The organism is Agromyces ramosus (assembly GCF_030817175.1).
Lineage (GTDB): Bacteria > Actinomycetota > Actinomycetes > Actinomycetales > Microbacteriaceae > Agromyces > Agromyces ramosus_A.
On record NZ_JAUSYY010000001.1, the window covers coordinates 913,760 to 936,859 of the forward strand.

Annotated in this window: 1 protein-coding gene (running past one end of the window); it reads right to left on the minus strand. The window is 69.9% G+C overall.

All coding sequences use genetic code 11. The features are described 5' to 3' along the window. Positions 1-23,100: the 3' portion of a hypothetical protein gene (locus QFZ26_RS04395; protein ID WP_307039619.1), read on the minus strand. 5,133 nt of this gene lie beyond the right edge of the window; the window shows 23,100 of its 28,233 coding nt (coding positions 5,134-28,233); its start codon lies off the right edge, out of view — the gene reads right to left on this strand; the stop codon is at positions 1-3.

Sequence of the window (23,100 nt, forward strand, 5' to 3'; positions counted from 1 at the left end):
TCAGGACACGGTGAAGACGATGGACTGCATGACCCTCGGGCGATTGATCTGCTTGGGGATCTCGAGCGTCGCCGTGCAGTCGCCGCTCGGCGGGTGGATCACCTGCGTCGTGCCGGTGCCGTCGGCGCCGATGACCAGCACGAGCACGGTGGAGTAGACCTCGGCTCCGCCCGCGGTGCAGACGATCCGCACCTGGTAGTGGTCGCGGTTGTTCGCCCCGGTCGCGGTGAAGCTCCAGCCGCCGTCCACGTTGTTCGCGGTGAACGGAGCTGCGTTCGCCGCCGCCGGCTCCGCCTGCTTCGCCGTGGCCTCCTCCGTGGCGGTGCTCTCGGCGCCCGGGGCATCCGGAGCCGTCGGCGAGGTCGCGGTCGCGCCCGTCGGTTCAGGTGTGGACGACGGCGCTGCAGTCGGTGCGGCAGTCGCCGCCGCGCCCTTCGGCTTCGCGTCGTCATTCGTGATCTTCACGAGGCCGTAGGCGTCTCGGAGGTTCACCTTGCCGTTCGGGAGGATGCGGATCACGAACGACTCGTCGTCCTCGTAGCTCGCGTCACCGTGCACCGTGAAGACGATGATCGCCGACGTGGAGCCCGCCGCGAAGGTCACCGTGCCGGCGTTCGGGCCCGAGAAGTCCTGGCCACGCGTGGCCCCGCTCCCGCCGGAAGCCTCGAGTTGCCAGTTCACCGTCAGCGGCGTCGTGCTCGGCGCGGAGAGACCCACGTTCACGCTCACGGTCTTCGACGAGCCTGCGCCGCCCTCGGTCACCGTGGCATCCCCGACGCTCAGCGTGGCGAGTGCCGGTGCCGCGGTGGCGAATCTCGCGTCGTCGGTGCGGAATCGGAACGAATCCACCGACTGCGCGGCAGTGCGGCCGAACACACCGGTGCGCCCGTCGGCGAGCGGTGAGTTGTACACGAAGGACGTCACCACCTGGCCGTTCAACGTGACGGTGACCACCGTGGCCTTCAGCACCACGTTCAGCGTGGAGTCGGCGCCTGCCGTGAGGACCTGCGCGATGACCCGGTCGACGATCCATCCGCCGCGCGTCGTGAAGTGGCCGATGAGGATCCGCTGGCCGGGAACGTCGAGCGCGACGAACTTGAAGTCGGTCGAGCTGTAGTAGTCGAACACGAAGCCGCTGATGCCGTTCGCCGCGAAGACGCTCTCGAGTTCGACGTAGCTCTGGGGGTCGAGCTTCGTGATGCCGGGCTCGCCCGAGGGGCCGTAGGAGACGAGGGAGGTCGCGACTCCGCCGGCGCCGGGCGTGCCGAGATAACGACCGAGAACCGACGACCACGTGCCGGACTCGGGCGTGAACGCCTCGGCGACGCCATCGTCGAAGTACTCGGTGCGGTCGAGCGTGATCTCGGGCGAGATCACGGTGAGCGCGATGTTGTCGAACAGCCCGCGCGCCTGCTGCGAGCCGAACCCGACCATGCCCTTGTTGAGGGCGACGGACTGTCCGTCGACCATGCGGGGCTCGAACTGGTGGCTGAACGCGTTCTTGCCATCGATCGTGACCGTGACCACGAGTCCGTTCACGATGACGTTCAGTGCGTAGTACTTGCCCGAGCGCACGCCGCCGGGCACCACGCCCTGCGCGTCGTACCACCAGCCGCTCGCGTTGCGGTGGCCGATCACCATCTTGTTGATCGACTCGTCGATGCCGGCGAACTTGAAGTCGGTCGGACCGAAGTAGTCGAAGATGATGAAGGCGTTGGCCTTCCATCCGCCGGTCGGCTTCTCCATCGAGATCTTCGCCGAGAGCTCGTAGTAGACGCTCTGGTAGGCGTCGGAGTACCAGACCGCCACGGCGTCCTGCGAGGCACCCGCCGCCGTGACCTTCAGGATGCCGCCCACGATGCTGAATGCACCCGAATCGGTGGCGAAGCCCTGCATCGTGCCGTCGTTGAAGTCCGCGCCGCGGAGGGTGTCGCGCCGGCCCCCTGGGATGTTGCCCGCCTGCGGGTCGGTCGGCCCGCCCGTCTGGGTCTGCCACTGACCGTGATCCTTCTGGGTGATGAGGCCGAGCTCGCCGTACGGCTCACCGTTGCGCGCCGGGTCTTCGCCGGTGTCGGTCGCCCGCGTCGGATCGGCACCCTGGCTGCGTGAGAGCGCGTAGAGGAACTCGGGCAGCTGGGGGTTCACCTGCCGGCTGACGGTCGCGATGCCGAATGGCGAGAACGGCACGAGGTAGGTGTTGAACTCGCCGACCCAGTCGATCAGCCGGTCGCCGCCCGTGTTGCCGATGAGGATGTCGAGGCCGGCGCCGCCGTACACGCGGTCCTGGTAGCTCGAGTTCACGCCGTCGGGCGCATCGTTCAGGCCGCCGTTGGTGGTGAGCACGTCGTCGGCGTTGGAGAGGTCGTTGCCCCAGCCCGGCCACAGCGTGTCCTTGCCGGTGCCGCCGACCGACCAGTCGTTGCCGAGGTCGCCGAAGATCGCGTCGTCTCCGTCGGAGGGCTGGTTGGTGATCGTGCCGATGCAGTCGCCCTGGTTGTTCACCGCGATGCACGCCGTGACCCAGTTGCCGGAGGTCGCGTCGTTGTTCAGGAAGAACGGCCGGTTCCACGGAGCCGCCCCGCCCTTCCAGACGCTGCCGTCGCCGTTGAAGAGGATGACCCGGCGCGGGTCGTACTCGTCGTAGAGCAGGAACTCGCCGAGGCGGATCTCGTTGTGGTTGTTCGAGTGCCAGGCGTTCGTGTCGGCGCCGAAGTGCAGCACGTCGCCCGGGTTCCACGGGTGGGCGAAGTCGAGGTACTCGAGGCCGATCGGGTCGCCGTCGCCGTCGAAGTGCTGCGCGTAGCCGACGGTGAGCGCCTCGGCACCCGAGATCGCGTCGTCGCCCGCGCCGCCATGGATCCAGTCGCCGCCCCAGCCGCCGAAGATGATGTCGTCGGAGTTGTTCGCGTCGAACGTGGGCTGGTTCGCCACGTGGTGCTGGCTCATGTTCTCGTTCGGGCCGAGGTTGTAGACCGTGAGGTCGGCGGCCTTCACGAGCTGGCCGGCCACGTTGATCGTCGCGGTCTGCACCTGGCCCGGGGTGTAGATGAACTCGTTCAGCACGTCGCCCTGGCTCGTCTTCGTGTCGGGGTCGATCGTGCGGAACCGCAGGATGCCGTACAGCGCCTCGGCGTACTCGTTGCAGACGGCGCTCGAGTTGGTGGAGCATCCGGTGTTCCGGCTCGTGAAGATGCGACCGTCGTCGCCGAGGATGCCGTCGGAGCCCGTGCCGCCTGAGATCCAGTCGTTGCCCCAACCGCCGATGAGGTCGTCGTTCTGCGCGTCGCCGTAGATGACGTCGTGGTCGGCGCCGGCGTACACCGTGTCGTCGCCGGTCTCGCCGTGGACCTCGTCGCGCCCGCCGATCTGCAGGTACTTCCAGGTGCCGGTCGCGGTGTCGAGGATCGAGGAGCAGGTCGGCTGGGTCGCCGAGCCGTTGCAGTCGGCGCCGATCGGGAGGCCGAAGTTCTGCGGCAGGAAGTCGGGGCCGCCGACCGTGTAGTCGAGCAGGTGCACGCCGCGGACCACGAGCTTCTGCGGGCCGTAGGTGTCGTAGTTGAACGTCACGTAGTTCGGCTGGCCCGCCTGCGTCTGGCCGATGCCAGACGGGTTCACGTCGGTGTGGTTGGTGCCGACGATGCGGATGATGCGGCCGTTGTCGGCGACGATCGTGTCGGCGTCGCGAGCGTGCATGTTCGCCGGGGTCGTGCCGTCGGCGAGGATGCCGCCGTCGAGGCCGGGAACGCTCGGTGAGCCGGACGTCTGGTTGTTGATGCCGATCTGCGTGCCCGCGCCGCCGAAGAGCAGGTCGGCGCCGCGGTCGTCGCCCGGCGCGTACCACGGGGCCGGCACCGGCACGCCGTCGGGGCGGAGGTCGGGGGTGATGAGGCTGAAGAAGTCGCTCGAGCCGCCGACGATGTCGTCCTGGCCGAGGTTGCCGAAGATGCGGTCGTTGCCGGCGTTGCCCTCGAGGTAGTCCTCGCCGTCGGTCGCGGCCTCGAACGAGGGCACGACCACGAGCACGCCCGTGGAGTCGCAGACCATGGCACCGGCGGCGCCCACGCAGCCGAGCGGAGTGCGGCTCGCACCGACGTGCCAGGTCTGCGCCGGGTCATCCGTCATTCTCGCGAAGGCGCTGTCGATGCCGCCATCGCCCTGGATGGTGTCGTTCCCGAGCTGGCCGAAGACCACGTCGTGCGCCTGGCCGCCCGCGAGGTAGTCGTTGCCGAAGCTGCCGGCGCCCGAGGTGCCCTCATCGAACGCGAAGGTGTGGAAGAGGTTCGTGACGTCGTACTCGGCCCACCACGGTGCCCCGTCGGGGTCGCGGTACGCGCGCGGCGTGCCATCGACGAGGAGGAGGCCCGAGTTGTCCTCGCCCACGACACCGCCGCAGGCGTTCACGCGGTCGGTGCGGCTGTAGAGGAGGGTGCCGCAGAGGGTCTGGAAGCGCGGGCTCGTCCAGTTGCCGGGGGTGCGGACGAAGATGACGTTGTCGCCGAAGACGATGTCGTCGGCCTCGTCGCCGTCGACCATGTCGTGGCCTGCGCCGCCGACGAGCACGTCGCGTCCGAGGCCGCCGAAGATGGTGTCGTCGGAGCCGCGCTGGAGGTTGCGGCTCTCGATCGAGCTGATCGTCGAGGTCGCGGTGGTCTGGATGCGCTGCAGGCGCAGGTCGGGGAGGTTCGGGTCGGCGGTGTTGTACGCCGCCGGGCCGTTCTGCACGACCTCGCCGTGGTCGCCGAAGGCGATGTCGTCGTAGACCGACTCGGGCCCGCCTGCGACCGTGCCGACGCCCTCGCCGAAGAGCAGGTCGCGACCGGCGACGAGGAGGTCGTCGCGCACCGGCGACGGGTACGGCTGGATCGTGGTGCCGTTGTTCAGGTATCCCGCACCGGTGACCGACGGCTTCGGCGAGCGATCGGTGACCGGGATGTCGAGCGCCCTCGTGAAGAGGTCGACGTTCATGCCCGAGTCGCCGTAGAGGTGGTCGACGCCCCGGAGGCCGCGGATCTCGTCGTCGCCCGAGCCACCCGCGAGGTGGTCGCCGGCCTGGCTGCCGATGATGAGGTCGTCGCCGAGTCCGCCGTAGGCCGAGAAGCCGACGGTCGGCAGGTTGTTCGCCGCGCGGTGGGCGAAGAGTCCGGATGCGTCGATGACGTCGTTGCCCGCGTGGTCGTACGGGTGCGCGAGTCCAAGCATCCACTCGTCATCCTCGTTCTCGGCGTCGGGGATGTGCGTGAACGGGTCGAACGGCTTCGGACCGAACTCCATGCCGAGCACGTCGTAGGGGTGGCCCGAGTACCAGACGCCGTCTTGCGAGGTGTCGCCGTAGACGACGAGGGGCGAGTTCGGGCCGGCGGTCTGCTCGAGGTCGCAGGTCACGCCGTCGATCGGGTTCACGAGGTTGCAGACCGTGATGGTGTCGCCGCCGATGCGGAGCCCGCCGTCGCGCGTCGGGTCGTAGCCGGTGACCGTGAAGAGCGGGGCGCTCCAGACCGCGACCCCGGCCGCATTCAGCGACACCGTCGGCTGGAACGCGACGTTCCAGAAGGTCATGGTCGAGGCGGTGAGGCTCTTGATCGTGTACGCACTCGGCATGCCCGAGATGCGCACCTGCATGCCGACCTTGAAGCCGTCGGCGATGAACGAGCCGCCGTCGGTACGGACGAGGGAGTCGGTGTGCACCCGGACCGGCGCGGTGACCGTGACCTCGACGGGCTTCGCCACGTGCACCGTCGTCGCGACCGTGCCGAGCGGGCCGGCGTAGACCGGGCCGGAGAGGTACATGACCGCGCCCTCGCCACAGTGCGGGAACGGGTCGGCGAAGGGGCACGGCGCATTGCCGAAGCCGAGGATCATGCGCGTGAAGCTCTCGCCCGCGAGCTGGATGTGCTGGGGGCCGTTGCCGTAGGGGTTGCCGACGAGGTAGCCGCTGCCCGCGAGGAACGGGGTGAGACCCCACGGCAGCCCGTCGAGGCGGGTGAGCACGAGCGCCGTGCCGGCCGGAGCGCCGGCACCCGGGAGCGACCGCACCATGTCGAAGGAGTTCTGCACGGGTGAGTTGCCGCCGCCGTGCACGACCGTGATGCCACCGTGCGGGCCGGGGACGAAGACCGTCGGCGAGCCCGCCACGGGGGCCGCGATGATGTCGCCTCGCTGGAGCGTGAGGGTCTTGCCATCGGCCGAGATGGCCATGAGCCGCCACTGACCGGTGAAGCCCTGGATCCTCACGAGCTGTCCGACCACGAATCCGTCGGCGAGCCAGCTGCCCGCAGTGCGGGTGACCGTGCCGCCGTCGTCCTGGATGTTCGGCGTGATGACGACCGGTGTGGTCGTCGTGATCGGGACATCCGTGCCGATGACGGTGCGCAGCGCCGTGCCGGTCGCCGCCGCGCCGCTCAGGAGCTGCAGGTACATCACCGTGTTGTCGGTCGTGTCGCCCGGGTCGTCGTCTCCGAAGCCGACGACCCTCCAGAGGCCCGTCATGCCGCTGATCGTCACGGGCATGCCCACGAGGAAGCCTTGCGCCTTCCAGTCGAACGGCGCCGGCCGGCTGAGGCGGTGGGTGGAGCCGAACTGGCCGCCGGATGCCGCGAGCACGACCGTGCCCGCGAGCTTCACCGCGTCGTCGGGCTGCAGCGTGCCCTGGATGTCGAGGCGGTCGTTGCCGACGCCGAGCAGCAGGTTGAAGATCTCGATCGAGGACTTCGCGCCGTTCGTCACGAACTGGCCGTCGATGAACTGGACGGTGCCGTAGCTGATGCCGCCGGGGAAGACCTGCGGCTCACCGAAGGTCTCGCCCTCGACACCCCCGTAGCCGGCCCCGAAGTCGAGGTTCTTCGCCATGCCGAAGCCGGTGAGCGACGTGCTGTTCATCACGCCGCGGCCGTGCGCCTGGCTGGAGTCGTTGTAGATGTTCAGCATGTCGATCTGCTTGGTCTCGGGCGCCTGCGTCGCGATCGCGAACAGCGGTCCGTCCTGCTCGCCGGGCAGCTTCAGCCCGAGTTCGAGCGAGCGGTCGGCACCGGTGACGCCGCCCTCGACGGCGAGCGGGCCACGGAGCTTGGAGACGAGGTGCGTCGAGGCCGGGAAGATCTTCACGCCCTGGCGCTGGATGGGCTGGTTGAACGCGACATCCGCCTCCAGCTCGATGTACTTCTCGAGCGCGTAGTCGTTGCCGGCGGCGACGAACGTGACGACCGCGGCGATGCGCACGACGCTGAACTGGCCACCCGAGAGGAACGCGGCGAGGGAGTCGCCGGAGAGTCCGAACGCCCGCAGCTCGAGCTTCTCGTCGTGGCCCGCGTTGTTGCCGCGGATCACCGCGATCTTCGCCCGGATGCAGGTTCCGCCCTGGCAGATCTCGACCCACTGGCCCTCGAGGAACCCGTCGGCGAGCCAGCTGCCCGAGAGCGGCCGCACGAGGCGCCAGGCGCCGTCGACGAACTCCGTGGTCGCGGTGCCGTCCCAGATGCCCGAGCGGGTGAGGAGGTTGATGCTCGCCCCGGCGCCGGATCCGCAGCCCGCCACCGAGGCGTTCAGCACGAGGCTCTTGCCGTCGGCGCCGACGCTCACGATCGTGTAGACGGTCACGCCGCACGAGGAGATGCGGATGCGCTGCCCGGCGACGAAGCCCTCGTCGATGAAGTTGCCGAGGTCGCTGCCGTTCGCGCGGGTGACGGTGTTGCCCGCGAAGCTCAGGTTGCCGAGGAAGCGGCGGCTCGGGATGTCGCCGCCGACGACCTGGTAGCCGGCCGGGGTGACCCCGACGCCGCCGACCGAGACCACGTCGACGAGGCCGTCGGTGATGAGGGCGATCGTCACCGTGCCGTTGGGCGCCTTCGTGAGCCGGATCGTGTAGCCGTCGGTGCCGCCCGGGATCGTGCACGCCGCGTCGCCGCACTTGATGATGACGGTGTCGGTGCCGGTCGGGATCGACACGACGTTCGGCGTCTCGTCGTCGTAGACGAGCACGTCGGTGCGCTGCGGCCCGCTGCGGAGGTTCGGGAACGGGTAGGCGGCGGCCGCGGCCGGCGTCGTGAGCAGCGTGTCGAGCTGGTAGTTGATGACCGCGGTGAGCGGGTCGCCCGGGTCGGAGTTGTTGCGGGCGTGCACGATGATGCGGAGCGGGATGTTCCAGTTCATCCAGTTGAAGCTCACCGCGTAGTAGGTGCCGCCGTTGCCGTCGGAGAACTGCTGCCACCGGCCTGCGGGCACGGCCGAGAAGTCGAGCGTGATGAGGCGCTGGCTGTCGGCATCCATCCAGATCCTCACCCAGATGGTGTCGCCGACCGCGGGCTGCTTCGCGAGCGAGAGCAGGATGTCGTCGGTGCGCTCGGTCGCGGGGCTGCCCTCGATGACGATCGTGCGGCCGTCGGGTGTGCTGCCGCCGGGGGCGACCGGCACGGCGTAGACGCCGGGGGTGTCGTTGTCGTAGACGAGCGCGTTCACCTGGCGCACCGCTGCACCGTGGAAGCGGAGGTCTGCACTGATCACCGAGTGCTGGATGACGACGATGCGGTCGCCCTCGGCGCGCGGGTCGTCGACCGCCCACAGGTAGACGCGCTGCGGGGTCTTCCAGTTGTCTCCGACGGTCGTGAAGGTGAGCACCACCGCACGCCCGGCCTCGTCGACGACGACGCCGTTCACGATCTTGTGGCGCTGGAACTCGCTCGCCTCGTCGCAGTCGCTGTCGCTCGTGCCGATGCAGAGCCAGACGGTGTCGCCCATGCCGTCGGCGAGCGGGGCGGGGTTCAGGTCGGCGCCGTCGGCCTCCTGCGACGGTGACCACGCGGCCGAGACCGTGACGTAGACGTTCGCGGTGGGCTTCACGGCGAGCTCGACCGTGTAGTGGTGGTAGCTCTTGATGACGTCGGTGCCGAGCCCGCCCTCGCGCACGACGGTGCCGCCGGTGGCCTCGCGGATGACGACGATGCCGCCCTGGCCGGTGGCGACGTTGTACGGCACGCCGTCGGTCGGCAGTCCGTCATAGCCCGGGTCGTTCGGGGCGGTCACGATGTGGTCGACCGCGCCCGAGAGGCCCTCGAGCTCGCGGGTCACGATGTCGGCCGTGACGTCGCCCGTGACGCTGATCAGGTCGGAGCCGAGCCCGCCGATGATCCGGTAGGCCACCCCGTACGCCGTGGACTGCACGAAGAACTGGTCGTCGCCCTCGAGCCCGTCGACCTCGACGATCTCGATCGTCGTGTACTTCACGTTGAGGCCGCCGCCGTAGATGGCCCTATCGGTGATCGCGAAGTCGTCGGCGAACTCGGTGCCGAGGATCACGAGCTTGTCGAAGCCCGTGCCGCCGTCGACGTTCACGGGGGCGTTGATGTTGTACTGCACCTCGTCTTCGCCGCCGCCGGCGCGGATGTCGAGCGGACGCGAGGTGGAGAAGCCGAGGCCGATCACGGGCACCGCGACGCCGTTGGCGTCGAGCGGAATGACGTCGTCCTGCCACATGGCGTGGTCGAGGTCGACGTTCGAGCCCGGGAGGTGGTTGAAGGTGATGTGCGCGTCGGCGTTGTTGCAGACGTTGTCGTTGTTGTTGTCGAAGCGGATGTAGCCGCCGGCGAGGACGCACTTGCCGTCATCGGCACCGTCGGCGGCATCCGTCGGGAAGACGCCGTTCGCCGGGCGGTAGTCGACGTCGGTGAGCCCGCAGCCGCCGATGTTGTCGGCGTTCGTGTCGCAGACGGCGGCGATCGCGAAGGCCCGCACGATGAACAGGTCGTTGTGGTCGTCGCCGTTCAGCTGGATCTCGGCCTGGTTCGAGTAGACCGTGAACCGGTCGTTGCCGGTGCCGCCGGTGGCCAGGAGCGGCGCGTGGGCGCCCGGGCTCAGCCAGCCGCGGGTCGTCGGCACGAGCGACGGGAACGTGTCGCCGGGCAGGAGCGCTCCGCCATCGGGTGCCAGCTCGCCGTCGCGCTGCGTGCCGAAGATCTGGCCGATCTGGAAGGTGTCGTTGCCGGCCCCGCCGTCGAGCGTGATCGTCGCGGTCGTGTCGTCGACGTAGAACGCGTCGTTGCCGCCCTGCCCGAAGACCGAGATGCGGCCGTTGATCGCGGTGTCGTAGTTGATGCGCTGCACGAGCGAGCTCGGCTCGTTGCCCGCGATGCGGTCGCGGTAGCTGCCGATGCCGCCGTCTGCCGCTCCGGAGCCGGCCAGGAGTGCGATGAACGCCGGGTTGTTCGCGATCTCGGTCGGGGTGAGGCATCCGCTCGGCACGCCCGCGCTCAGCGCGAACGGGCTCTCGTTGTCGATGCACTTCAGCGCCCGCAGCAGGAAGATGTCGTCGGCCGCGGCGTTCGTCGTGGTGCCGGGCAGGTAGCCGTTGTAGGCCGCGGCGAGGTTGTCGTAGCCGTAGATCGCCAGCTCGTCGACGCCTGCGTTCGGCGCGCCGGTGTCGAGCACGTTGATCACGTAGTTGCGGATGTTGCCGTGGCTGCCGTTCGTGTACACGGCGTAGTAGTCGCTCTCGCCCTGGCCGTCGAGGTTCAGGGTGTGGCCCGCGCCCGTGCCCGACTGCAGCCCGGTCGGGCTCGTGATGACATTCATCGTCTGCAGGTACCAGACCGTGATGCGGTCCTCGCCGTCGGTCGTGAGGGAGTTCAGCGTCGCGTTGCCGTGGATGGTGGTCTTCGAGCCGAAGAAGATGTAGCCGGCGTCGCCGAGCTGCTCCTTGTTGAGCGCCGGGTTCGTGGTCTGCGCGAGGTCGAGGCCGCTCGGGTCGCCGAGCTGGATGAGGTCGACGTCGCTGCCGCCCCAGACGTGGGTCTGGCGACCGGCGACGGGGTTCCCGGTCGACGGGGCGCAGATGCCGACCGGGAAGCCGTACGTGCCGCCGAGCGTGACGACGCAATCGGCGATGATGCGGCCGCGGAGGATCATGCTCGAGCCGTGCTCGGGGTCGGGCACGGCGAGCGTGCCGCCCGTGTCGGCATTGCCGAAGTCGCCGCGGATGTCGATCGACAGGTCGGCGAGGATCTGCGAGTTCTGGTGCAGCGTCACGTCGTCGCCGACGCGGAGTTCGACGCTCCCCTGCTCGGCGAACACCGTGCCGTTCGGGACGTCGCGCAGGTGGTCGGGGTTGTTGCCCGGCACGGTCGAGTCGTCTTCGGCGAAGTTCGCGCTGCCGTTGCGGATCAGGTGGAGGTCCTCGTCGAGCTCCGCCGATTCGCGCACCGTGATGCGGATGTTGCCGCCGGTCGCGTGTGCGAGCAGCAGGCGCAGGTAGCCGTCGGTCTCGGTGAGGAAGATGCCGGCGGATGCCTCGAGCGCCACGTCGTCGGCGACGGCGGCGAGACCGGCATCCGACGTGCCGTTCGCGTTGTTCGCGCAATTGGCGTTCGTGCAGGCGAACGGCGAGTCGACGAGCGAGTCGATCTCGAGGTCGTTCGCGGCGAGACCGATGGAGCCGCCGTGGGCGTCGATGTCGATCGTCTGGCCGATGACGTCGGCGGCCGCGTCGTTCTGCGCGTCGAGGATGCTGCCGGCGCGGCTGCGGAGGCTCACGTTGCCCGTCGCGAGCGAGTCATCGCCTGCGGTGTGCACGATGCCGATCTGGAGGTCGCCGGCCACCTGGTCGAGGTAGATGCCCGCGGTCTTGTCGTCGTCGGCTGCGGTGTCGTAGGCGTCGAGGTCGCCGAGCGGCCCGCCGACGGCGTTGACCTGGATCTCGAGGAAGTTGCCCGGCAGCCCGATGCCGCCGACGCCCGACACGCTGCCCGGCTCGCCCAGGAGGTTGTCGCCCGCGAAGAGGTTGATGTTCCGGCCGGTGACGTCGACGCCGTTCGGGGTGCCGGCGGTGCAGTCGAGGTCGTACGCGTCGACGCACGTGCGGTCGTCGTCGGTGTCGATGACGCCGGCGTCGAGCTCGGCGTCGACGATCATGCGCGGCGAGCGGAGCGTGACATCCGCCGCGATCGTACCGGTGGTGCAGGCCTTCGGGTTCGCGCCCGTGCAGAGGCCGGTCGCGTGGATGTGGCCGACCCGGAGGTCGCCCTTCGCGCTCTGCTCCACGACGATGATCGAGCCGTTCGTCAGCACGTCGATCTTGCCCGAGCCGTTCGTGACGCCGTGGCTGGCGCCTGTCTCGTCGTCGGTCCAGGTCGCGTCGACGTCGGTGTAGGCGGTGACGGTGATCTCGGTCGCCGATGAGGGGTGGAAGATCGCGATGTTGTGCCCGGCACGGATGTCGGTGAACGTGTAGTTCGCGCGGATCGGGGTGAGGTCGGTGCCGAACGCGACGACCACGACGGGTCCGCCCACGATCACGGGCGCATCGGCACCGCCGGAGCACGCGATGCCGTCGGGCCGGAAGTAGCAGGTCGTGGGCACGCTCCCGATGGTGCTGCCCGCGCCGTACGGGGCCGGCTTGTCGTTCGGTGCGTAGATGTCGACGTTCACGTCGCCGACGACCGGGCCGTTGATGCCCTCGGCGCTGTCGCGGAGGATGACGACCGCGTCGACCCCGGCGCGGATCGGCCCGATGACCGGGTTGATCGGGGCGACATTCGCGGAGAGCGAGTCGCGGCGGATCACCGTCAGGTCGAGGTAGAGACTCACGCCGGCCTCGGCGTCGAGTGCGACGGGCTTCAGCACCGCCGGGACGCCGACTTCGCCGGTGTGGAAGATCTGGTGGAGCACGAGCACGATCGGGTTCGGAACGGTGCCGATGGAGCCCGCCTCGGAGTCGAGGCTCACGGTGTTGCTGTAGATCGTCTCGGTGCCGGCATCCGTGCCGCGGAGGATGGAGCCGCGGTCGTTCGTGATGCGGGTGCTGCCGATGGTGTTGCGGATGTCACCGTCGAAGGTGATGTCGTGACCGGTGGTCGTCGCGGCACGGAGGCTCTCGATGACGACGTCGGTGGCGGGGAAGATGTGCTGCAGGTGCCAGAACCATTGCGTGGCCGGGGGTGCGTGCGGGCCGTTGTCGACGGAGACGCTGATGATCGCCGACGGGGTGGTGCTCAGGTGCGAGCTCAGGGTGTTGATCGAGACGCTCTGCGGGTCGGCCGTGCCCTTCAGCACGATCGCCTTGTCGGAGCTGTTGCGGATGAGCACCGAGTTCCACGTCTGCTGCATGTAGAAGATGCCGGCAGAGCCGTGGATGAGGCCGCTGCAGTCGAGGTCGCACGAGCCGCCGGCCGAGTTCGCCTCGAAGAGCGCCGCGGGCAGCTCGTCGTAGAGGATCGGGTCGATCCAGATGGTGTCGCCCGAGACCAGGTCGCCGATGCCGAGCGCCGCGCCGAACTGCGAGCTGCGCACGGTGACGTTCGCGGTCTTCGCGATGATGCGGCCGCTGGAGTCGATGATGAGCACGGGGTTCGGCTCGCCGAGCAGGTACACCGTCGACTCCCAGAGGATGTCGCGCTTCGGCTGGTACTGCACGTCGCTCGAGGCGCTGCCGATGTCGAAGAAGCCGCCGGAGCGGTGTGCGTAGGCGTACAGCTTGTCGAAGCTCGTCAGCGCCGACACGACGAGCTCGGAGGTGCGGATGAGGGACTCGTCGACGCCCTTGACGAGCGAGTCGCCGACGAAGGTCACGTGCGAACGGGCATCGGTGTCGCCGCCGCCGCAGCCGCAGTTCGCGTTCGCGATGCTCTGCAGGTTGAGGTTCTTGTGCACGGCGCGGATCCAAACCTCGTCGCCCTCGGTGGACGAGCCGTTCGCGAGTGTGACCGTGACCGTGTCGTCGACGTGGACGTAGGCTCCGGCGTCGGAGTCGGCGCCGAGCGCGTACGCGTCGGCGTCGGACCGGGCGATCGCGCGTGCGTCCTCGTTGATCTCCTGGCGTGCGCCGTTCGCGAAGTCGACGGTCCAGCGCACGCCGACACCCGCGGAGACCTGCACGAGTGCGCCGCGGAGATCCGCGTCGCCCGTGATGGTCGTGTCGACGGATGCCGCGTGCTCGCGTCCCACGCCCACACCCTGCTGGTCGTCGTCGTTGGCGTCGGAGTTGGTGCCGAGGCCGCCGGAGCCGGAGGAGGCCCGGGCATTGCCGTTGAAGGCCGCCGCAGCGTCGATGAGCAGCGTGCGGTTCGCGTAGATGGTGCCCGCGACCTCGGTGTCGACGTTGAAGCCGATCTCGATGTCGACGTCGGTGTCGGCGCCGGCGATGAGTCCGCCGGTGCGGTTGACCGCCTCGCCGTTGGCCCGCGTGTCCGCGAAGGCCGTGACCTGCACGTCGGTGCTCGAGAAGATGTTCGCGGCGCTGCCGACCTTCACGGTGACGGTGTTCGTGACATCCGCGAATGCGTTCGAGGCGCCGAACCCGAGGAAGCCGCCACCCTTTCCGACCGAGCTGACCGCGGCCTGCGCGTAGGAGCGGCCGTCGATGAGGACGCCGCCTCCGCGGAGCGTGCCGCCCTGCACGTCGACTGTGAGCTGCGGCTTCACGGTGACCTCGGAGAAGACGTCGCTGAAACGGAAGAGTCCGCCGCCGACGCCGGTGGAGGTGGCGCTCACGACGCCGTTCACGGTGCCGCCGACCTGTCCGCCGGGGCCGCCGACGCCGATCAGCACGTGCGGCGACTGCGCCGGCATCGTGCCGAGGTCGATGTAGAGCTGCTGCGTGCCCGTGCCGCCGCTGACCACGGCGATGCCCTGGTCGCGGAGGAAGTGCGTGCCGAACTTGTCGGTGAGGCCTCCGACGAGGTTGCCGTTCGCGTCGCGGAGCTGGAGGTGCGTGCCGTCGAGCACGTCGATGTAGTAGACGTTGCCCTCGACGAGGCCGATCGACTCGTATCCGACGCGGCGGAGGTTGTGGCTCGCGAGGATCGACGGGAAGTAGTCGGGGTCGTTGATGTTCAGCTCGGTGAAGATCGAGATGACCTGGATCACGTCGGAGCAGTCGTTGCCGGTGCCGCCGTCGCCCGGCACGGTGTCGTACTCGCCGATGCCGGCGCGGCACGCGTTGACCGCGAGGCGGATCATGTGCGGTCCTGCCGCACCGACGCCGAAGAGTCCGTCGGGGTCGCCGAGGAAGACGTAGTAGATCTGGTTGTGGTTCAGCCCGCCGATGGCAGGGCCGCCCGAGACCGTGTAGCGCACCGCGTCGCCGGTCGACCAGCCGTGGCTCGGCGCGTAGATGGTGTTCCACGAGGTATTGCGGTCGATCTGGCCGTTCTCGTCGTCGTCGAGCAGTTGGCCGCTGCCCGTGACGTCGATGTCGATCAGGGTGTTCTTGAAGGTCACGGTGGCGGGTGCGGTGTACACGACGGCGCGTCCGTCGAGACCCGCGGTGCTGCCGACCTGGATGGTCGTCGGGTTCGTGACGGTCGTGAAGCTGACCACGATGTTGCCGTCGGCGTCGAGCTGGCTCGTCGAGAGCCGGATGCGGTTCTCGTCGACCACGAAGATGTAGTACGAGGCGCCGCAGATGAGGCCGGCGACCGGCAGGGTGCCGAGCGCGCCGCCGCCGTTGCAGTTGTAGATGACGCGGTCACCGGTCTGGAAGTTGTGGCCGGCGGGGAAGACGATGCTGCCGGTGGGCACGTCGACCCGGCCGGGTGAGGCCGCGTCGAACTCGACGCCGAGCCGGAGCGTCGTGTTGTCGACCTTGATGACGCCGTAGGTGCGTCCGTCGCCGAGCCCGCCGATCGCGAAGGGGTTCGGAGTCGAGCCGTTGTCGACCGCGGGGATCCCGGTCGCCGGGGCGGAGTAGCTGACGTTCGCGCCGGTGTTGATGCCGTGCGGAGCCGAGAAGCAGATGGTGTCGGCGCCGTTGCAGTTCACGGCCTGGATCGTGCCGTCGGAGACGGTTCCGGGCGGGTTGCCGTGCATGGCCGTGATCGAGAGCAGTCCGCCGGCCTGCACGAAGCCGCCGGTGACCGTGGCCGAGATCTTCGGTTCGGCGAACGACGCGGCGGTGAAACCGGCCTGGATGTCGATGAGGCCGCCGGAGGTCGCGTCGGCGAAGGAGTCGGCGTCGGTGAAGGCGTGGGCGAACAGCTTCACTGTGCCTGAGGCGGTGATCTCGCCGCCGCCGAACCGCGCGTGCACCTCGTTGTCGGTGCGGGCTTCGGCAGTGGAGGCCGAGACGGCGACGAGCCCGATGCTCAGGCTGTCGACGCTCGCCTTGGTCGCGTCGTCGCCGATGGCCCTGACCTCGATCTCGGCGGCGCCCGGGATGCCCACCGTGCCGACGGCCGGGTCGACGTAGGTGGTGCCGACGTCGCCGTTCAGCTCGGCCTTGGTGATGGCGTGGCTCGAGGCGTTCGGGAACATCACGCCGATGCTCACGGCGCCGATGCCCTTGCCGCTCGCGATGGCGGTGGCCCGGTTGACCGCGTGTGCGTACACGAAGAGCTTGCCGGTGAGGCCGCCGATCTCCGCGGGGTCGCCGATGACGGCCGAGGTGACGGTCGCGGAGGTGATGGTCGCCTTGCCCTCGGCACCGTTCACGCCGAGGACGCCGGTGGAGAGGACCTTCGCGGTCGCGTGTGCGGTGTTCTTCGCATCCGCTTCGACGGTGAGGTCGTGTCCGGCGGTCACGGTGCCACTCCAGTCGGCGCCGGTCGCGGCGCCGATCTCGGCCACTGGGGCGCTCACGGCGATGCCGCCGAGGAATCCGCCGGTGATCACGTTCGAGTACGCGGTCGCCGCGTTGACCGAAGTCGCGGTGATGTCGACGTCGGCGCCGGTGGCGGTGATGCTGCCGGATCCGGTGGCGCGCGTCTCACCGGTCACCTTCGCGTGCGCCACGCCGATCGCGAGGCTGACGAGGGCGACGGCGGCGGTGAGCACGCGCGCCTCCGCCGTGTTCGTCGCGGTCGCGGTGACCTCGACGTCGGATGCCTGGGTGATCACGCCGTTCATCGTGGCGCGCACCTCGTTGTCGACGTACGCCAGGCCGATCATCGCCTTCAGGTCGATGAGGCCGCCCGAGATCGCGTCGACGATGCTCTTGGCGAGGTTGCCGTCGCCGTGGGTCTTCGCGGTCACGCGGATCGCGCCGGTCGAGGAGAGGGTGCCGCTCGAGACGAGCGCGCGGATCCAGGCATCCGAGGTGATCTCGGTGCTGGCCCAGGCGCCGCTGATGCCGATGAGGGCGATCGCGCCCATGAAGGTGTCGGCCGTTGCGCGGTTCTCGGCGTCAGCCTCGACGGTGATGCCCGAGGCGTTCGCCACGCTGCCCGCGATCTCGGCGAGCGTGTGGCCCGAGAGCACCGCGAACACGACCTGGATCTGGACACTGACACCGCCGCCGCCTCCGCCCGGGGCGACCACGGCCGCCTCGTTGTCGGCGGTGGCCCGCACGGTGACGGGGCCGGTCGTCGTGGTGGCGCCGCGGAGCACCGATTCGAGGTGGCGCGAGGAGTTCGACCGGGCGACGGTCACGCCGAGGGCGAATGCGCCGACGGTCACGTTCAGCGTCTTCACCGTGACGGTGCGCGTGCCGTCGGCGGTGACAGAGACGCCACCCGTGCCGATGGTGCCGACCGGGGCCGCCGAGGCCTTCGCGGTGCCCGAGAGGTCGACGAAGGTGATCACGCCGCCGATGCCGATCGCGCCGCCGGCGAGCGAGATGCCGAGGGCGTCGATGGTGACGTTGTCGGTGACCTTCGCGATGTAGCGGCCGACGGTGCCGGTGCCGCCCACGGCCACGGTGCCGGAGGCGGTCTCGGCCCGGTTGTCGCCGGCCACGCTCACGTAGGCGATGGCGAAGCCGACTGCTCCCGCGCCGACCGCGACGCCGATCGAGTAGACGTTCAGGGTACGGTTCGCGCTCGACTCGACGAGGATGCCGAGTCCGGCTCGACGGAGCTCGGAGCCGCCGTCGATGTGGGCCCGCTGGGTGCCGGTGTCCTTGATGACGGCGACCTGGCCGCCGATGCCGACGAACCCGCCGCCGGCGGCGAGGCCGAAGGCCAGCGAGTCCTCGACCATGATCGCGCGAACGCTGATCTCGTCGGACGCCCCGCCGCCGGCCGTGATGACCGCCGTCGATCCGATGCCGGCATCCGTGCGGCTCCTGATGTTGAGCACGAGCACCGAGCCGCCGCCGCCGACGAAGCCGCCGCCGATGGCTCCCGCGATGCCGAGGACCTGGAGGTCGTCGATCGCCCAGACCCGCACCGAGCGCCCCGCCGTCACGAGCCCGTCGATGCTCGCCGTGGTGCCGTCGCTGGGCGGGGTGCCGAGGGCGCTCGCGGTGAGCCCCGTCGTCGGTGCGGCGCCGGCGATGCCGGCGTTGGCACCTGAGATGGCCGACGCGACACGGTCGTTGGTCTTCTCCTCGCCGTCGACCATGACCCACTCGTCGGGTGTCGCCTCGGGGTTCGCGCCGATCGTCGTCGCATGCACCTTTGCGCGGTACTTGTGCCCGTTGAAGGTCACGTACGAGTTCGCGTCGTCCATGTCGTAGGAGGTCGCGGGGTTCCACGCGGCGAACGTGCGGGTGCTCGTGGTGCCGCCGAGGGCGTCCTTGTAGCCGCCGTCGCCCTTGGCGATCTCGTCGGCCTCGTCGGTGTTGTCCTTGGCGGTGGGGGCGGCATCCGTCTCGCCCTGCCATTCGCCGTCGGTGCCGGGCGCGCTGTTCGCGTGATGCACGGTGGCGGCCCAGCGCCTGCCGTTGTAGGTGACGACGTCGCCCTCGCGGTAGTAGAGATTCACGTCGTTCGCGGTGGTCGCCGAGTACTCGCCGCGGAAGGGTCCGCCGTCGGCCTCGTGGTAGGTGCCCGACTGCTGGGTGCCGATCGCCCAGATCGAGAGCGAGATGGCGAGGCCCACCGCGCCGCCGGCGATGCTCACGGCGATGGAGCTGACGTCCTTGATCGAGAGGGCGAACACCTCGACGTCGTCGTTGGCCTTGACGGTCGCGCCCGCTGCGATGGCGGCCTGCACGCTCGTGTCGGCGACGCCGATGTCGATGCCGCCCGCGACGCCGACGAAGCCGCCGGCCGCGCCGCCCGCGATCGTGAGCGACTTGAACCGGTCGACCGCCGAGACGTTGACGCTCTGGGAAGCGGATGCCCCGGCCGCGAGGTTGACCTGCGAGCCGCCGCCGATGAACGCCTTCACGACCACGTGGAGCAGTGTCACTGCGATGCCGCCGGCGACGCCGACGAAGCCGCCGCCGATGGCGGGCACGAGCCCGAAGATGTCTTCAGACGAGTACGCCTGCACCGCCACGCCGTGGAACGGGGCGCCGGCGCCGTAGCGGCCGAAGCCGTTGCCGACGATGGTGCCGCTGTAGACGTCGGGGAGCCCGGTGCCGGTGGCGAGCGCATCGACGACCGACCCCGCGCCGAGGAAGGCCTGCGTGTTCTTGTCGAGGAGGGCGATGCCGACGGCCGCGCCCACGCCGACCATGCCGCCGGCGATCGCCGCGGTGATGAGGATCGCCTTGCTGTCGTCGCCCGCCAGCACGAGCACGTTGTTGCCGGCCTTCAGGGTCGCGCCGCCGGTGGTGCACGCGGCGCCGTCGCCGGCCGGGTCGCCGGTGCAGGCGAAGGTGCGGGTGTTCAGGATGCTCACGGCGAGGGTCGCGGCGACGCCCACGGTGCCGCCGCCCGCGCCGACCACGACGGAGACGACCGCGTCGGTCGCGGTGGCGATGATGGCGATGTCATTGCGTGCCCGCACGATCGCGGCGTTGCCGACGTGGGCCCGGGTGTTCAGGTTCACGACCCGCACCCCGATCGGGATGGCCACGCCCGCGGTGCCGGCGACCGAGAGGGCACCGGCGATGCCGAGGTGGTAGAACTGGCTGGCCGCGGCGACCCGCACCGACTGACCCGCGTTCGACCCGGCGGCCACGTCGGTGCAGCCGGCGTTGCAGTTGATCTTCGCGTTCGCGCCGATCCAGGCGTAGGTGTGGATGTTGTCGACGTTGACCGCGCCGGCGAGGTTCACGGCGGCGGTGCCGGCGACGCCGGCCGAGATGCCGACCATGGCGATGTCGTCGCTGCTGTTCGCGGTGACCGCGACGCCGCGGAAGGTGTCGGTGCCGGCGGTGATGACGCGGGGGCCGTACGCCGCCGCGTCGCCGCCGGGGGTGACGCCGCTCTTCACGATGCTGTGACTGCGACCCGTCGTCGAGGTGACGTTCAGCCCGGTGATGATCACGCCGCCCTTGTCCTCGGGCTTGTTGCGCAGCTTCAGCTGGTTCGGGCCGAGGCCGCTGGTCTCGGCGTAATAGGTGGCGCCGTCGATGAGTCCGCCGATCGGCACGCCGCCGCCGGAGCTGTAGACGATCGTGTCGCCGTCGGCGAAGCCGTGGTTGTACGGCAGGGTGATCAGGTCGCCGCCCGTGACGGCGCCGCCCTTCAGCGGGTTGAACCGGAGCGACTCGTCCTGACGCACGCCGGCCTGGTCGGTGGGGATGAGCCGGTGGCTCTCGCCGGTGCCGCCCGAGACGTTGATCGCGGCATCCGAGAGGTTCTGCACCTTGTGCAGCTTCACCCGGAACGCATCGACGACCTCGACGTAGTAGACCTGCTGCGGGGTGACCTCGTCGCCGGGGGTGTCGCTCAGGCCGGCGATGTTCGCGCCGTAGCCCGAGTCGTAGATGACCTCGTCGCCGTTCTGGAAGCCGTGGGCGAAGCCGAGGTTGATGACGCCGCCACCCTCGAGGGCGATCGATGCGTCGAAGCGGGTGTCCTGCGTCGTGACCGTGTAGCCGCCGGTCGCCACGGCGAGCGCCGTGCCGTTGCCGAGGCCGACCACCACGGAGAATGCGCCGATGTACGACCGCGTGTGCTTGTTCACGACCGGTACCGCCACGGCGGCGCCGACCGCGGCGGTGCCGCCGCCCGAGATGTTTCCAGCGATGACGTTGAGGCGCAGGCGGTCATCGGCCGACACCCGCACGCTGCCCGAGACCTGCAGATCGGCGCGATCCGCGGCTGACGTGCCGTCCTGGATGTACGCCGTGGTGTTCACCGTGATGACCGAGACGCCGGCGTTGACGTTGACCGCGGCGGTGCCGCCGAAGCCGCCGCCGACGGAGATCGAGTCGATGCCCTCGGTGGAGCGCGCGTCGACCGTGAGGTTGCCGCTCGCGCGGACGACGGATCCCTTGCCGATCCACGCCTCGGTGGTCTTGTGGAGGACCTCGACGTCGACACCCGCTCCGACGCCGGCGGTACCGCCGTAGGTCAGCTGCCCGGCGAGGGAGAGCACCGTCGTGTCGTCCGACGCGAGCACGGCGACGTTCGTCGTCGGCTGGCTGACGTTGCCGAGGATGCTCGCCCGCGTGACATCCGTCGTCGTGTTCACGACGACCGAGCCCGCCACACCGGCGGTGCCGCCGCCCGAGCCGCCGACGGCGAGGAGGAGGACGTCGCCCGACTGCACCGCCGAGACGGTGAGGCCCGCGCCGCCCGCCTGGATGCCCGCGCCGGCGGCGACCTGCGCCTCGACCGTGCTCCCGCGAACGACGACGACCGCGGATGCCCCCACACCCGCTGAGCCGCCGCCGATCGCAAGGTTTCCCGCAGCCACGTCCGCGTCCATCTCGCGGCTCGCGGTGACGCTGACCGCGCCGAGTGCATGGACGTCGGTGCCGGCGCCGATGTGGGCGCGCACCTTGGGGCTCGATCCGCCCTGGTTGAAGACGAAGACGATCACGGCGCCGGTGACCGCGACCGAGTTGAGGCTCACGCCGCCCGCGATCGCGAGGAGGAACCAGTCCTCGGTGGCGCCCGCGCCGACCGTGACCGAGCCGCCGGCCCGCACGTCGGCGGAGTCGCCGATGAACGCGCGCACGTTGGAGTTGGCGACGACGACGATCACCGTGATGCCGACACTGGCCGAGCTCTGGCTGAGGGAGAGCGTGCCGCCGACGTCGTCGACGGTGATGCTGTCCTGCGCGCGCACGGTGACCGACTGGCCGCCGCCGCCGATCGCGCCCTCCTGGTTGACCTGCGCGCCGTTGCCGATCCACGCCTGCGTGTCGAAGTTGAAGATCTCGATGATGAACGCGCCCGAGACCGCAGCGCCGCCCGAGCTCGCTCCGCCGGCGATCGCCACGGAGGTGAGCGTGAGCCAGTCGATCTTGCCCTTCAGCGGCGCGGGAACGTCGGGCACGAGGGGCACCAGGGTCGACTTCGCCGTGACCGAGATCGCGCCCGAGGCATCCGCCTTCGTGACGCTGCCGGCGCCGGTCGCCGAGTCGATGGCCGCCTTCGTGACGACCTCGAGGTAGTTGACCGAGAAGGCCGCACCGATCGCGGCGTCGTTGCCGGTCGAGAGCGCCCCGGCGATGGCCAGGTTCTGGAGGCCCATGAGCTGCTCGGCACGAACGGTGATGCCGCCCGCCGCCGCGTCGAGCTCGGCGCCCTGGCCGACGAGCGCCTCGGTTGAGAGGAGGAGGATCTGCACGGCGGCACTGCCGGCGACGGAGGTGGACTTGCCGCCGCCGGCCGCGAAGCCCCAGACGATGAACTCATTGCGCTGCGGCACGCCGGCGACCGACGGCGTCGTCGCCTCCACGATGATGCCGGCCTGGCCCTTCACGACGGCGTCGGTGCCGATCGTCGCCCGGTTCGTGAGGACCTGCACGTTGAGGCCGATCGCCGCGCCGACGCGGGTCCCGCTCGACTCGAGGTCGATGGCCGAGCCCATCGCGAGGGCCTTGGCGTGCGCCCAGAGCGTCGAGCGCACGGTGACCGCGCCGGTCGTGGCCGTCACGTGGGCGTTCGCCGCGATGCGGGCGGTGCTGACGGCGACGGTCCAGTTCACCGCGACGGCTGCGGCGATCGCGGTCGTGCCGCTGCTCGTTCCCGACTGGCTGCCCGACTGGCTGCTCGCGCCGCCCGCGCCGTTCGAACCGTTGGTGCCGCCGTTCGACGAGGGCATCGACCCCGTGTTCGACGAGGTCCCCTGCGTGTTCGGGTTGCTGCCGTTGACCTGCTCGTTCGCCTTCTGGTCGCCGCTCGAGTCCGACTCCTCGGCGCCCTTGGCGCTCGCGATCGCCTTCGCCTCGGTGCGAAGGTCGGACACGGCCAGCACACTGACGGAGGTGCCCGTGGTGTTGCGCGCGATCTCGGCGAGCGTGTCCCAGCCGACCACGACATTGATCGAGAGGTCGGCACCGACGGCGGTGCTCTTGCCGGCCGCCTCGGCGTTGCCCTCGGTGATGACGCGAGT